Annotated in this window: 11 protein-coding genes; 4 read left to right on the forward strand and 7 right to left on the reverse strand. The window is 66.2% G+C overall.

Annotated elements, in window-relative coordinates:
* Positions 1–8 precede the first annotated feature (8 nt).
* Positions 9–2,954: a ligand-binding sensor domain-containing diguanylate cyclase gene (locus tag XcuCFBP2542_RS05335; protein WP_104602578.1), complete on the reverse strand. Its 2,946-nt coding sequence runs from the start codon at positions 2,952–2,954 to the stop codon at positions 9–11.
* 370 nt (positions 2,955–3,324) lie between these two features.
* On the opposite strand from XcuCFBP2542_RS05335, the gene XcuCFBP2542_RS05340 reads away from it, so the two are divergent.
* The 3 genes from XcuCFBP2542_RS05340 to XcuCFBP2542_RS05350 all read left to right on the forward strand — a co-directional run bounded on the left by XcuCFBP2542_RS05340 (position 3,325) and on the right by XcuCFBP2542_RS05350 (position 6,156).
* Positions 3,325–3,978 carry a TetR/AcrR family transcriptional regulator gene (locus tag XcuCFBP2542_RS05340; protein WP_104602579.1) on the forward strand — a complete coding sequence of 218 codons (654 nt, stop codon included), beginning with the start codon at positions 3,325–3,327 and terminating at the stop codon, positions 3,976–3,978.
* 128 nt (positions 3,979–4,106) lie between these two features.
* Complete coding sequence (locus tag XcuCFBP2542_RS05345) at positions 4,107–4,763, forward strand: protein-L-isoaspartate O-methyltransferase family protein (protein ID WP_104602613.1); 657 nt, start codon at positions 4,107–4,109, stop codon at positions 4,761–4,763.
* 19 nt (positions 4,764–4,782) lie between these two features.
* Positions 4,783–6,156 (forward strand): TolC family outer membrane protein, encoded by a 1,374-nt coding sequence (locus tag XcuCFBP2542_RS05350; RefSeq protein WP_104602580.1) that lies wholly within the window; start codon positions 4,783–4,785, stop codon positions 6,154–6,156.
* 205 nt (positions 6,157–6,361) lie between these two features.
* On the opposite strand, the gene waaA is transcribed toward XcuCFBP2542_RS05350, so the two are convergent.
* A complete protein-coding gene (gene waaA, locus XcuCFBP2542_RS05355) occupies positions 6,362–7,675 on the reverse strand; it encodes a lipid IV(A) 3-deoxy-D-manno-octulosonic acid transferase (protein WP_104602581.1) in 1,314 nt (437 codons plus the stop codon).
* 86 nt (positions 7,676–7,761) lie between these two features.
* On the opposite strand from waaA, the gene XcuCFBP2542_RS05360 reads away from it, so the two are divergent.
* Positions 7,762–8,682 (forward strand): LpxL/LpxP family Kdo(2)-lipid IV(A) lauroyl/palmitoleoyl acyltransferase, encoded by a 921-nt coding sequence (locus XcuCFBP2542_RS05360; protein WP_104602582.1) that lies wholly within the window; start codon positions 7,762–7,764, stop codon positions 8,680–8,682.
* A gap of 36 nt (positions 8,683–8,718) precedes the next feature.
* Here XcuCFBP2542_RS05360 and XcuCFBP2542_RS05365 read toward each other — a convergent pair whose 3' ends face one another.
* The 5 genes from XcuCFBP2542_RS05365 to XcuCFBP2542_RS05385 form a co-directional block, all read right to left on the reverse strand.
* Entirely contained in the window at positions 8,719–10,050 is a 1,332-nt protein-coding gene (locus tag XcuCFBP2542_RS05365) for an O-antigen ligase family protein (protein ID WP_104602583.1), read from the reverse strand.
* Positions 10,031–11,143 carry a glycosyltransferase gene (locus XcuCFBP2542_RS05370; RefSeq protein ID WP_104602584.1) on the reverse strand — a complete coding sequence of 371 codons (1,113 nt, stop codon included), beginning with the start codon at positions 11,141–11,143 and terminating at the stop codon, positions 10,031–10,033. The genes XcuCFBP2542_RS05365 and XcuCFBP2542_RS05370 overlap by 20 nt, the downstream gene beginning before the upstream one ends.
* Positions 11,144–11,153: 10 nt before the next feature.
* Positions 11,154–11,351: a zinc-finger domain-containing protein gene (locus tag XcuCFBP2542_RS05375; RefSeq protein ID WP_104602585.1), complete on the reverse strand. Its 198-nt coding sequence runs from the start codon at positions 11,349–11,351 to the stop codon at positions 11,154–11,156.
* A 270-nt stretch (positions 11,352–11,621) separates the two neighbouring features.
* Positions 11,622–12,473, reverse strand: coding sequence for a nucleotidyl transferase AbiEii/AbiGii toxin family protein (locus tag XcuCFBP2542_RS05380; protein ID WP_104602586.1), 852 nt, complete (start codon positions 12,471–12,473; stop codon positions 11,622–11,624).
* Positions 12,470–13,396: a type IV toxin-antitoxin system AbiEi family antitoxin domain-containing protein gene (locus tag XcuCFBP2542_RS05385; protein ID WP_104602587.1), complete on the reverse strand. Its 927-nt coding sequence runs from the start codon at positions 13,394–13,396 to the stop codon at positions 12,470–12,472. The genes XcuCFBP2542_RS05380 and XcuCFBP2542_RS05385 overlap by 4 nt, the downstream gene beginning before the upstream one ends.
* Between the last annotated feature and the right edge of the window lie 393 nt (positions 13,397–13,789).

The following is a 13,789-nucleotide window of genomic DNA, read 5'->3' on the forward strand; positions in this document are numbered from 1 at the left end:
TGGCCTTACTATCCCACCAACCGGTCGCGCCCCAACCGTTTGGCCTGATACAGACGGCGATCGGCCAGGGCGAGCAGTTCGCGCCGGGTCGGCGCCTCCTCACTCATCGCCATGCCAATGCTGGCCGTGCAGTGCACGCTGCCGCCGTCCACATCGATCGCGATTGTCGCCAAGCGTTGCCGCATGCCTTCGAACAGCGTGTGCGCCTGTGCCGCATCGCGCCCGGTCGCCGCCAGCAGGAACTCCTCGCCGCCATGGCGCGCGGCAAAGCAACGTCCCTGCGCATGTTCACTCAGGACCTCGGCTACCGCGCACAACACTGCATCACCCACCTCATGACCATACGTGTCGTTGATGCGCTTGAAGTGATCGATATCCATCAACGCCAGCGCCAATGGCGCACCACCGGCGCGTGCCTCGTCGAACCATTGCTGCACTACGCGCTCGGCTTCGCGACGGTTCGGCAATGCGGTCAACACATCGTGGCTGGCGCGGTATTCCAGTTGACGCACCAGCGTTTCGCGCTCCTGGCTGGCTTGTTGCAAGGCCAGGTTCTTGTCGCGCAACTCGCGCGTGCGCCGGTCGATGACGGTATTGAGCTGGCGTTGGCGACGGCGGTAACTGGCCGTGCGCCATAAATAGAATGCGTAGACCAGGCCAGCCAGCAGCAACAGGCCCAGCGCGATCACTTCGCCACGGCGCCACCATGGCGGGGCCAGTGCCAGCGCCAGGCTGGATTCACCAAGCAAGGCGGTCTGCCGCCAATCCACCGGCAACGACATCGCCTGCACGCGGAAACGGAACCGCCCCGGCGGCAGGTTGGTGTACACCGCCTCGGTGGCGCCATCGGCATCCACCCACTCCGGATCGAATCCCTCCAACCGGTAGCGGTAGCGCACCTTGTCCGGCCTACGGAAATTCAACCCGGCATAGCCGATCGCGATGCGCCGGGTGTCCGCGCCGAACCGGTGCGGCCCGCTCAGCGGCTGCACCATGCCGTCGACCAGCAGGCGCTCGAACACGATCGGCACGCGATGGCCTTGCAAGGTGCCGACCCGCGCCGGATCGATCACCCCCAGGCCGGCAGCGGTGGGGAACAACAGCTGCCCGGCGTGCGTCAACCAGCCGGCCGGCGCACTGCTGCCGTTGCCCTGGTTGCCGGGCATGCCATCGCTGCGATCCACCACTTCCACGCTCAGTTGGTCGCGGGTGCCGGCATCGATCTGGTCGAAGTCGCTGCGTGCAATGCGGAACACACCATGATTGCTGGACAGCCATAGATAGCCACGGCCATCGTCGATCACCCGGAACACCTTGTCGCGAGGCAGTCCGACGCGATGGTCGTACACGCGGAAGCGCCCAGCGCGCAGACGCAGCAGGCCGCGGTCGCTGGCGATCCACAGGTCGCCGTTGGCATCGCGCAGGAAATCGAAGGCGTTCTGTCCCGGGAAATCCTGCTCGCCCAGCCACGCACGGGTGCTGCCATCGGGCGACAGGGCGGTCATGCCGCGATCGGTACCGCTCCACACCACCCCTTGCGCATCGCGGTACAGCGCCTGCACCGAGCCGTCGGGCACGCCGTCGGCGGCGGTGTACCGGCGCAGCGTGCCCTGCCGCCAGCGCAACAGGCCGCCGGTGGTGCCGATCCACAGATCCTCGCCATCGGGCAGCACCACGCGCACCGACGACGACGGCAGGCCGTCGGCCATGCCGATGCGCAACCGCACCAGGCCTTGCGCATCCAGGCGTACCACGCCCTGGCTGTAGGTGCCGGCCCAGACGCCGCCATCGCCCGCATCGGCCAGCGACAGCACCGACTGCTCCGGCACGCGCCCATCGACACCGGGCTGCAGCGCGACCCGGCTGATGCGGCCGTCGCGCCAGCGATCCAGTCCCACTGCGCTGCCCACCCACACGGTGCCGTCCGCCGTCTGCAGGACCGAGCGCACATAGTCCGACGCCAGCCCATCGGCCTGGGTGACGCCATACGCGGCACCCTCGGCAATCCGGAACAGCCCATGGGTGCTGCCAACCCAGATCAGGCCTTCGGCATCTTCCAGCAACGCCGGGCTGGCCACACCGGAGACGGCGATCTGTTCATCGCGCGCATCCGCTGGGTTGTGCACCACCAGCGTGCCGGTCGGCATGCTCATCCACAGCTGTCCGCGCCGGTCCAGCAACAGGGCGTCCACACGCTGCCCCTGGCGGAAGCGCTGCAGGCCACCGCCACGCCCCCACCACCACACGCCGTCGTCGCCGGCAACCAGCAAGCCGCCGTCGCGGTCGCTGGCCAGACGTCGTACCGACGCCGCCTGCATGCCGTGCGCCCTGCCCCAGGCAGCCGCTGCCCCGCCTGCTGCCGGCAGGCGGTACAACCCCACATCGGTGCCGATCCATAGATCGCCCCCAGCGTCGGCCTGCAAGGCGGTGATCCGCGCGCGTGGCAGGCCCGCCTGACGGCCAATGTCCAGCAGCCGCCCGTCCGGCTCGATGCGGTACAGCGTCTGCGGCGTGCCAACCCACAACGCGCCGTCGGCGCCGCGCAACAACGCACTGACGGCCAGGTGGCGGGCCGGGGCACCGCCCAGCTGTTGCCAGTTGCCGTCCTGATAGCGGTACACCCCATCGAAAGCCGTGCCGAACAGCATGGCGGCGCCGTCGCGCACCACCACGAACACGCCACCCAACTCCACCCCCGGCGTGTTCTGGCGATCGTAGACGGTGAAGTCGCGGCCGTTGAAGCGCGCCACGCCTTCCCAGGTGCCGACCCAGATCAGCCCGTCCGCGCCCTGGGCCACAGCATGCACCAGGTTGTGCGGCAACCCATCCTCCATGGTCCAGCGCGTGACGGTGTGGTAGGGGGTGTGCCGGGGTGGCTGCGCGATGGCCGGCAGCCACCCGGGCAGCAGGCAGCACAACAAGGCCCAGACCCACGCACGCGCCGCACGCGGCATGCCTCTGCCGCGAACGTAAGCTGCCTGCGTATACGCCCGGTCCCTGTCCACCTGTCCCCTCTTCCGTCCATGCCCGATGGCGTTGCTCTCCAGCGAGCGCCAGCAGGCGGTCTGCCACGCTAGCACCGGGACCTTTGCACCGCCCTAGGTAAATTCCCCACAGCTGCCAGGCGAACCATGACACCGGGAGCATTCGAATGAAACCATGATAGGCCATCACGATCTCGGCATTGGCGGCAGCGATCGACACCCCGATTCCCGCAGCCCGGGTCAACGCACGTTCCAGCCGCACGACACCGCCCGCATGCGGCACTGATGCGTTCAGCCGGCCGAGTATAAATATAGAACCCGATGGTCTAGTATTGAGCGCATGCCCCGCCCGCCCCCCCTCAAGCCAAAGGCCCGCAACACCGGCCCGGGGCGTCCCAAAGATCTTGGCAAGCGCGCTGCCATTCTCGCTGCCGCCCGTGCGCTGTTCATGGACCAAGGCTACGCCGGCGTCAGCATGGATGGGATCGCCGCCCTGGCGGGGGTCTCCAAACTGACCGTCTACAGCCACTTCGGCGACAAGGAAAGCCTGTTCTCCGAGGCGATCCGCGCGCAGTGCCAGCAGATGATGCCTGACGACCTGTTCAATCAGGCGCCAACGGGTGCGTTGCGCGATCAGCTGGTTGAGATCGCACATGCGTTCTTTGCCATGGTCAGCACCGAGTCGGCCATTTCCACCCACCGCATGATGATGGCGCCGGGCACCGGCGATGCGCATGTGCGCGAGATGTTCTGGAATGCCGGCCCCAAGCGAACCCAACAGGCGCTGGCCGAGTTCCTGGCCGCGCGGGTGGCCGACGGGCAATTGGAGATTCCCGATCTGCCGCGCGCGGCCTCGCAGTTCTTCAGCCTGCTCAAGGGCGAGCTGTACGCCTTGATGATGTGCGGCCTGCATGGCCAGCCCAGCCGTGCACAGGTGGATGAGCACATCGCCTCCAGCGTGGATTTCTTCCTGAAGGCCTATGCGCCGCGTTGATCGACGATGCCCTTTGGTCGCGATGACTTCCGGCACTGCGCCGGCCTTCGATGCGCGGCGATGCTAGATGCGCCAGCTGCCCCGTGCACCGGTAAAATGTCTGCCCCGCCGCGTTGGATAACCGCACCATGACGATCGATTTCACCCAGGCCCGCGAAAAGATGGTCGAACAGCAGATCCGGCCGTGGGACGTGCTGGATCTGCGCGTGCTCGACGTGCTGGCGCGCCTGCCGCGCGAAGCCTTCGTACCGGAGGCCTACAAGACCCTGGCTTATGTCGATGTGGAAATTCCGCTGTCGGCCGGCCACAAGATGATGAAGCCGGTGGTCGAAGGCCGCATGCTGCAAGCCTTGGACCTGCAGCCGGGCGAAGACCTGCTGGAAATCGGCACCGGCAGCGGCTTTTCAACCGCCTGCCTGGCCGCGTTGACCCGCGAAGTGCTCAGCCTGGAGATCGATCCGGCGCTGGCCATGGCGGCACGCGCCAATCTCGATCACGCCGGCCTCGGCAGCAATGTGCGCATCGAGACCGCTGACGTGTTCGGCTGGCAGAGCGAGCGCCGCTTCGATGCCATCTGCGTCACCGGCGCGGTCGATACGCTGCCCGTCCAGTGGCTGCAATGGCTGCGCCCGAATGGCCGGCTGTTCGTGGTGCGCGGTCACGCTCCGGTGATGGAAGCGGTCCTGGTCCGTGGCGAGGTCAACGCCCCGCGTATCGAATCGTTGTTCGAAACCGACCTCGCCTATCTCCAGGGCGCCGCACCGACGCCCCGATTCCACTTCTGATTCCCAAGGACGCTTCCCGATGATCCGCCGATCCCTCGCCCTGGCCCTGGCCGCCGCCCTGTCACCGATGGCTGCACACGCCACCGATCTGCTGCAGGTCTACGAAATGGCCCGCAACGGCGACCCGCAACTGGCTGCGGCCGAGTCGACCCGGCTGATCAATCGGGAGGGGCAGGTGCAGGCGCGCGCGGCGTTGTTGCCGCAGCTCAACGGGCAGGCCGATTACAACAAGGCGCATCGCGAGATCGAGCGCGTGGATGGCCGCATCACCACCTCTTCGCGCTCGCAGCAGATCCAGGCCAGCCAGACCATCTTCAACTGGTCGCAGTTCGCCACCTTGCGTGCGCAGCGCGAGATTGCCAAGGCAGCGGATTTCACCCTGGCATCGGCCAACAACGACCTGATTACCCGCACGTCGGCAGCGTATTTCCAGGTCCTGGTGGGCATCGAATCGCTGGCCGCCGCAGAGACCAACGAAGCGGCTGCCAAGAAGCAGTTCGACTTTGCCGACAAGCGCCTGGAGGTTGGCCTGGCGCCGATCACCGACGTGCATGAAGCCCGTGCCCAGTACGATCAGGCGCGCGCGGACACCATCAACGCGCGCAACCTGTTGAAGGACTACTACCAGGCACTGACCGAACTCACCGGCCAGCCGGTGCAGGCCTTGCGTGCGCTGCCGGAAGACTTCCGGCCCGAAGTGCCGGCCGCCTACGGCAATGTCGATCAACTGGTCTCCGCCGCCGTCGCCGACAACCCGGAGCTGAAGGCACAGCAGCTGCAGGTGAGCGCCGCCGAGGCGCAGGTCAACGCCGCGCGGGCGGGCCACCTGCCGACCATCAGCCTGAACGGTAACGTGGGGCGTAGCAACAGCTGGGGCACTGGCGCCGCCGAAAGCGGCGTATTCACCACGCAGGGCCGCGACATCGACACCGATTCCATCGGTTTCACTGTCTCCGTCCCGATTTTCGCCGGCGGCGCCACGCAATCGGCCGTACGTCAGGCGCTGGCGCGCCGCGATGTGCAACAGGACACCTACGAGCAGCAGAAGCGCGCGCTGGACCGCAACACCCGCAATGCCTACCAGAACGTGGTCGCCGGCATCAGCGAGGTGGAAGCACGCCGCCTGGCCGTGGTCTCGGCGCAGGCCGCCTACGACGCGTCGCAAGTCGGCCTGGAAGTGGGCACCCGCACCGTGCTGGATCTGGTGCAGAACCAGCGCACGCTGTTCCAGGCGCAGGTGAACTACGCACAGGCACGCTACAACTTCCTGCAGAGCCGCCTGCTGCTGGGCCAGGCCATCGGCAAGCTGGACATCTCCGACCTGCAGGACGTCAATCGTCTGCTGTCGAAGGATGCCGAAGCCGGGCTGCGCAGTAGCGGTTCGCTGCAGTAAGGCCGCACGCAGGAGATTGTATAGGCGGGCGCAAGCCCGCCTTTTTCGTGCGTGGGCACCACAGCGCGAAGCACAGGCAGCGTGCCATGGCCCGGCACGCCGACGCGCGGAGCGACCTGCCTTCAGCCCTGCCTCCCTGGTGACGGGCGGTGCATCCCATGGCAGGCGCGTGGACGCGAACGACCGCTCCAGGCCGCGCTACTCATCAGAGCGCGACGTTGCCGGCGACCGGCGGCAGATCCGGCGCAATCTGCACCAGCGTTCGCGCCACCGCCCCCTTGCCGTTGGCGACCAGTGCCAACCCCGCCGCCGCCATCGCTGCGCGTTGCGCAGGGTCGCCAAGCAACCGCGCCAGATCGCGATACACGCCATCGGCATCCTCGCAGATGGCCACCGCGTCGGCCTCGCGCATGCGGCGCGAGATTTCCGAGAAGTTATGCAGATGCGGGCCGGTCACCGCCGGCGTGCCCACCGCTGCAGGTTCCAGCAGATTGTGCCCGCCGACCGGCTGCAGGCTGCCGCCGACGAAGGCCACCTGCGCGCAGGCATAGAAACTCATCAACTCACCCAGAGTATCGATGACGAACACCGCATCGCGCGCCTGTGGCCATTGCTGCGCCTTGCGCGTACTCACGCGCCAGCCGCGTTCGCGCGCCAGCGCCTCCACCTTGGCAAAGCGCTCCGGATGACGCGGCGCCCACAACAGCAACAGATCGGGAAACTGGGCCAGCAACCGCGCATGGATATCCAGCACCGCCGCTTCCTCGCCTTCGTGCGTGCTGGCAGCGATCCACACCGGGCGCGTGGCTGGCACCTGCGCGCGGAACTGCGCCACCAGCGCCTGCAACTGGGATGGCGCGGCGATATCGAACTTCAGGTTACCCAGCGCCACCACCTGCTCCGGCCGCGCGCCCAGGGTGAGGAAACGTTCCGCATCGTCCTGCGATTGCGCCGCCACGCAGGTCACCGTGCGCAACGCGCGGGCGATCAACGGGGCCAGCACGCGGTAACCACGCAGCGAGCGCGCCGACAGCCGCGCATTGAGGATGTACAACGGGATCGCGCGATCGCGGCAACCGAACAACATGTTCGGCCACAACTCGGTTTCCAGGATCAGCGCAAGGCGCGGACGGAAATGCTCCAGGAACCGGCCCACGCTGCCGGGCACGTCGTACGGCAGATACACATGATCCACCGCATCGCCCCACACCGCGCGCACGCGCTCGGAGCCAGTGGGCGTGATGGTGGTGATGACCCAGCGGATATCCGGCCGCTGCGCACGCAAGGCATTGACCAATGGCGCGGCCGCATTGACCTCCCCCACCGACACCGCATGCAGCCACACGCGCGGGCGACCACGCGCGTGCGTGTAGGACGCGTAGCGCTCGTTCCAGCGATTGAAGTATTCGCGCACGCGGAACCCGCGCCACACCAGGTGGTACACCGTGATCGGCAGCAACAGGTACAACAGCGCCGAGTACAGCCCACGCAACAGCCATTCGATCGGGTCTTTCCGCATGCATGCAGGATACGGGAGCGCTGCAGCCTGCGCATGTGCGCGCAACCGCGCGCGATCGGCCGGGCACGATCCCTTAGAATCGACGCATGTCCGAATCCACCCATCTCGCCGCCCGCCCCTCCCTGCGCAATCCCAGGCACTGGCCCATGTACCTCGGCCTGACGGTGATGGTGCTGGCCGGGCGGCTGCCCTGGACGCTGCAGCGTCCGCTGGGCCGCGGCGTGGGCTGGATCGCGATGCGCCTGGCCGGCACGCGCCGGCGTGCGGCCGAGGTCAACCTCAAGCTGTGCTTTCCCGAGCAGGACGATGCCTGGCGGGCACGACTGTTGCGCGACAGCTTCGATGCGCTGGGCGTGGGCCTGTTCGAATTTGCGCGCGCCTGGTGGGGCAGCATCGACGCCATTCGCCCGGGTGTGCAGATCGAAGGCCTGGAGCATCTGCAGCGGCTACAGGAACAAAAGCGCGGCGTGCTGCTGGTATCCGGCCACTTCATGACGCTGGAGATTTGCGGGCGCCTGTTGTGCGACCATGTCCCGCTGGCCGGCATGTACCGCAAGCACCGCAACCCGGTGTTCGAATGGGCGGTCAAGCGTGGCCGCCTGCGCTATGCCACGCACATGTTTGCCAACGAAGACCTGCGCGCCACCATCAAGCATCTCAAGCGCGGCGGTTTGCTGTGGTACGCACCGGACCAGGACATGCGCGGCAAGGACACCGTGTTCGTGCCGTTCTTCGGCCATCCGGCGTCCACCATCACCGCCACCCATCAGCTGGCGCGGCTGACCGGCTGCGCGGTGGTGCCGTACTTCCATCGCCGCGAAGGCGGCCGCTACATCCTCAAGATCGCGCCGCCGCTGGTGGGCATTCCCTCGGAGGATGTCATCGCCGACACCACCGAGGTCAACGCCGCGATCGAGGACATGGTGCGCGAAGCACCGGATCAATACCTGTGGATCCATCGCCGCTTCAAGCGCCAACCGGGCGGGCGTAGCGCGTTCTATCAATGACGCCGCTGCACGGGCCGGCGCTGATAGCGCCGTTACTCAGCGCGGCGACGGTTCGCCATCGTCATTGAGCAACGCGCCGGCATACAACCCGGCCAGCATCAGGAACAGCCCGCCCCAGAAGCTGGAATAGAACGCCAGGTGCGTGTTGAACGGGAACACCGTGGCCACCAGCGCGATCATCGCCGGGCGCGCCTGCTCGCGCGCAGCAGCGTTCGAATAACGCCACGCGCGCCACGCCTGCGCGGCACCGGCCAGCCACAGCAGCAGCCCGATCAGCCCGGTTTCGGCCAGGATTTCCAGCACGATCTGATGCGCATGCAGGGCCGGCCCCTCGCCCCATGCCGGCGCTTGGGCAGGGGCCGGGTTGCAGGCCGGATAGGCCTGGCGGAAACCGCGCGCGCCGACGCCGTTGACTGGATGTTCGAGAATCATGCACAGCGCCGCGCCCCAGATCTGGCCGCGCCCGGACAAGGCCTGATCCACACCCTGACCGCCATTGCCAAACGCCAGGGCGGTGCGCTGGATGCGCTCGCGCGCCTGCGGCGCCACCACCACCACTGCGCCGGCCAACAGCACGCCCGCCACGGCCACCGCCAACAACCGGCGGCAGCCCAGCAATTGCCAGCCGGACAGCAGCACGATCACCGCGTAGGTGATCCACGAGGCACGCGAACCGGCCAGCACCAGCACCACGCCCACCGCGGCTGCCGCACCCGCCCAGGCCCAGACGTGGCGTCGTCCCAGCGCCAGCAGCAAGAACGGCGACAGGCTGGCCAGGGTCTGCCCGAACTTGAGGTTGCACGGCCCCAGCACGCCACTGAGACGGTCCACCAACGCCAGCTCCCGCGCCGTGCACAGCTCGTGGCCGCTGATGAGCTGCTTGAGCTGGTCCAACCCGAAGAACAGCGGGCTGCTGCCGGACACCGCCTGTAATAAGCCATCGAATGTCCACACCGCACCGATCACCGCCAGGCCGGTAAAGGTGCGGCGGCGGCGCTGTGGATTGGCCACCGCGATCGCGCACAACCACATGAAAGGCAGATAACGCAGATCGGTGGCCGACTTGCGCAGCGCACGGCCGGCATCCAGCGCATCGAAGGCCGACACCAGCTGCGGTAGCCAATAGGCGAAGAACAGGACGCTGGTCAGCGCCCAGGCCGCGCCACTGAGCAATCCGGTGCCACCCCGAAAGCGCGCGTGCAACAAGCGATAGGCCGCCAACAGTGCGCCCAGCGACAGCACGGTTTCGGCCAGACCCGGCGTAGGCCACAGCGCAACGAACAGGATCACCCACACGGGTGCCCAGCGGCCGGCATCGGGAGTCAGGCTGGGCGGGGGCGCCAGGGCGTCAGCGGCGGAGTTCGTCATAGACCTTCAAGGTGGCCGATTGCATGGCCTGCAACGTATAGGGGATCACCGCCGGTGGTACGGGCGCGCATTGCAACAAGACCAGCGCCTGTGCCCGCAGCGCCTGCCTATCGAAGGGCGTGACCGCGCCGCCGGGCTGCAGCTCGGCCAGCAGTTCACCCACCCCGCCATGAGACCAGCCCAGCACCGGCCGCCCCACCGACAGCGCTTCGACCACGGTGCGACCGAAGGCTTCCGGCTTGCGCGAGAGCTGCAGCACCAGATCGCTGGCGGCGTAGGCGTCGGCGATGCGCGCCGTCGGCTCGGTGAACGCGACCGCCTCGGCCACCCCCAACCGGGCCGCCTCGGCCTCCAGTTCGCGCAGATACGCCTCGCGTCCGGGCTCGCGCGCCCCGGGCAGCCATAGCCAGGCCGGCACGCCGGCAGCGCGGACATCGGCCAGCAGCTGCAGGCCGTCGGCATGCCCTTTCAGGCGGGTACCGCGGCCAGGCAGCAACAGCAGGGGCGCCTCGGCCGGCAGGCCGGGCAGGAATGTCTGCACCCAGGCGCGCGCATCCCGGTCCGGGCGCGAACGGCGCGGGAACTGCGCCACATCCACGCCGCGCGCAATCGTGCGCAGACGGCCAGGGTCGGTCTGCGGATAATGCGTGCATACGTAATCGCGCACCGTGCGCGACACGCAGATGACCCGCTCGCCATAGGTCATCACCGCGCTGTAGCGGCTGGGCGAATTGAGCCCGTGCACGGTGGTGACCAGGCGCGGACGCGTCGCCGCAGGCATCCCACGCAGCGCGTACCAGCCCAGCCAGGCCGGCAGCCGCGAGCGTGCGTGCACGATATCGGCACCCAATTCGGCAAACAGCCGGCGCAGGCCAACCACATGCCGCAGCGTCAGCAACGACTTGCGGCCGATCTCCAGGGTGAGGTGCTCGCCACCGGCGTCCAGCAACGGCTGCACCAGCCGGCCGCCGGCCGACACCACCACGGCGCGATGGCCGGCACGCACCAGTGCCGCGGCGACTTCCAGCGTGGAGCGCTCCACGCCACCGGATTGCAGCGCCGGCAGCAATTGCACCACGGTCAGGCGGTGCATCCGGCCAGGATCAGTCGGCCAGCACGAACAGCGAACCGCAGTACGGGCACTTGGCTTCGCCGTTGGGCGCATCCTCGATCGGCAGGTACACCCGCGGATGCGAGTTCCACAGCGCCATCTGCGGCGTCGGGCAGCACAGCGGCAGATCGCTGCGGTGCACGGTGTAACGCTTCTCGGCATTGGCGGGCGCGGTGGCGGTCTGGCTCATGGCGGTGCGGGTCGGAAAAAAACGGATGCCCGTATTCTAGCAGCGGCCATCGCTTGGCTGCTGCCCGCGCCGCTGACCCCCTCGTCTCCATGCGCTGACATGTGCCAAGACGCCCGCCTTGTCAGCCTGCGCGTCGCACAGCGGCACTGCGACTGCCGACAGCAACTGCCAACGAACTGTCGTGCCCGGCGGCACCCGCACCCCAGTGCGCCGGCCTTTTGCCAGTCACGCAATCCCCGCGTGCACATTCTTCCTTTCGTTCATCCCGGCTCACCACGGCAAGCTGCGATACAGCGTCACCACCCGACCCATCGCATCGTCGAATGGTGGAAGGTCACCTGTAACGTCGGAGGCCAGGTCCCGGTAGCCGATGCGGGCCATGGAGACCACCGCATCAGCTTGCATGGAGTCGATACTCGGGACGATATCTTTCGAGCGACACGATGCCATCAGGATTTCATGAATCCTGGCACGCGCTTCAGCGACGAGCACAGGACCCGACTCCAGCAACAACCAGATGTCGTAGACATCCTGTCGACGGTTTCGTTTTCGAAGGGGTTGCTGAAGCAGAGCGCGCAACTTCTCGGCCAGCACATTGTTCAGCGTATAGGAATGAATGGTCGCTCCCCCATCCAGTTCCAGCACTTCCACATCGAAGACCGCCTCATTGAAGCTGTAGTCGATTTCCACCACCTGTGGCGATGCCCCCGCCTTCAAGCGGGCCATGGCCGCCGCATTGCCTCGATCGGCAAAACCGATTTTCAGGGCCAGATTCTGATGCGACTTGCATTCGCCCTTTGGCTGAATCTTGTGGGACTGAAGACGACATGCCGTTGCATACGGCAAACGGTCTTCTGCGGAAACCAGGCACTCCGCCAACTCTTCCAGAATCGCGTGAGCGCTTTCCGCCGTGTAGCTGTCCCTGGTGGAAAAGTCCAGGTCGCGGGTATAGCGGGAGCTGTCGTACCGGATGGCCAGCAGCAACCCTCCCTTCATCACCATCCTGGCACTCAAATTCTGGGAATGACCGATGCTGTCCAGAACCGTGTGCACTGCCTCCCTGAAGCCTTGCTGCCCCTGCGGCGCCTGCGCAACCCACGCATCGATTTCCACTTCATTCATAGCGTATCCGATCCCAGCGACGCCGCTTCCAGCGCAGGAACATTGACTGACAGCGCCCAACGCTCCGAAAAGAAAGGGGCGTATTCTGCTTGTGGGTCCAGCTTCCGGGAGCCACCCCGCTGAACCCGGGAAGCCCAGGCATCAATCACGGGGTCGGACCTATGGCATAGCGTTTCCAGCAAGTAGCCGGCCCGCGCTTTCTCAATCAGTGTTCCGTGCTTGCTCACTTCATCAAGAATGAGCCTGAAATACCTGCCAGCGTACTCACGATAGGTATCAACGACATGCAACATGCCTCCGCACGAATCCGGCTCGCGCAGCATGTCCAAGAACGTTCGCCCTATCATTGCCACGCGGATGGACGGAGACTTGATGGTCTTGAAGGCTCCGCGATGCGAGCGCCGCATCAACTCAACCCGTACTCCATCGATACGCTCGAATTTCTGAAATCTCAATGCGGGCAGCCTGGAAGCAAGGTAGCCATCCTTGAGTTGTTTCAGGCCTTTCTCCATGCGCACGTCCGCTTGCTCTTTCCATTCCTGGGCAGGGGGTGTGGACAGGTATAGCACCTTGGCAAACCGGTCTGTGATGCCGTGATACTCCATGGCACTGAGATGACTCACGTACGCAAACGGGTCCACCGAGCAAGCGACCTCCATGGGCGCCGGCTTGTTTCGACCAAAAAGATGAAAAACCGTACCCGACTTGAACCCCTTCGCCGGTGCAATCAACCCGAAGGACGTCAGCAAATGAACCAATTCCATGTACAAAGACAACGGAATGGGATGGGTTGCAGCATGAGTCGCGGCCAAAACACCCAGTTCGTATCCTGTCACGACAGGCCGCTCCCAAGTCGCCAGCCGTTGCTGGATCGCCCTGGCGAGGGAACTCAGGGCTTCGCGAGATGTTGAGCTTTGTTTCACGGAGTACCATCCACGTCCTAAGGACGTGGATGGTACTCCGTGATTGCAGTTTCGTAAATGGCCACCGTTGACACCTTCCAGCAGTCTCCATTAGAATCCGTCCTGAGGACGGATTCTAATGGAGACTACATAGTCCTGAGGACCGTCACCAACGCGCCTCATCCAAAACCGGGGCTGACCGTAGCATTCGATGCACAAGCCAGCCCCACCACGGCAGCCACCGAGCTGACCGCCATGATTGGGCGGCAATCGAGCACTTTTGCCGAGTCCACCATTGCGGCGACCTTGGCAGGGAAACTTCGCCCCTGCCAAGGCCATCGCCAAAATCACACACTGCGCCGTCGGCTTCACGACATCCGCCGGCTGCACTCCGCGATCAGCAGCCGATCATGA

The sequence above is a fragment of the Xanthomonas cucurbitae genome (assembly GCF_002939885.1).
GTDB classification, from domain to species: domain Bacteria; phylum Pseudomonadota; class Gammaproteobacteria; order Xanthomonadales; family Xanthomonadaceae; genus Xanthomonas; species Xanthomonas cucurbitae.

What these genes read in the sequence shown, in the direction of transcription:
- XcuCFBP2542_RS05335 (WP_104602578.1), bottom strand. Translation starts at nt 2,954, where the DNA reads ATGCCGCGTGCGGCGCGTGCGTGGGTCTGGGCCTTGTTGTGCTGCCTG.
- XcuCFBP2542_RS05340 (WP_104602579.1), top strand. Translation starts at nt 3,325, where the DNA reads ATGCCCCGCCCGCCCCCCCTCAAGCCAAAGGCCCGCAACACCGGCCCG.
- XcuCFBP2542_RS05345 (WP_104602613.1), top strand. Translation starts at nt 4,107, where the DNA reads ATGACGATCGATTTCACCCAGGCCCGCGAAAAGATGGTCGAACAGCAG.
- XcuCFBP2542_RS05350 (WP_104602580.1), top strand. Translation starts at nt 4,783, where the DNA reads ATGATCCGCCGATCCCTCGCCCTGGCCCTGGCCGCCGCCCTGTCACCG.
- waaA (WP_104602581.1), bottom strand. Translation starts at nt 7,675, where the DNA reads ATGCGGAAAGACCCGATCGAATGGCTGTTGCGTGGGCTGTACTCGGCG.
- XcuCFBP2542_RS05360 (WP_104602582.1), top strand. Translation starts at nt 7,762, where the DNA reads ATGTCCGAATCCACCCATCTCGCCGCCCGCCCCTCCCTGCGCAATCCC.
- XcuCFBP2542_RS05365 (WP_104602583.1), bottom strand. Translation starts at nt 10,050, where the DNA reads ATGACGAACTCCGCCGCTGACGCCCTGGCGCCCCCGCCCAGCCTGACT.
- XcuCFBP2542_RS05370 (WP_104602584.1), bottom strand. Translation starts at nt 11,143, where the DNA reads ATGCACCGCCTGACCGTGGTGCAATTGCTGCCGGCGCTGCAATCCGGT.
- XcuCFBP2542_RS05375 (WP_104602585.1), bottom strand. Translation starts at nt 11,351, where the DNA reads ATGAGCCAGACCGCCACCGCGCCCGCCAATGCCGAGAAGCGTTACACC.
- XcuCFBP2542_RS05380 (WP_104602586.1), bottom strand. Translation starts at nt 12,473, where the DNA reads ATGAATGAAGTGGAAATCGATGCGTGGGTTGCGCAGGCGCCGCAGGGG.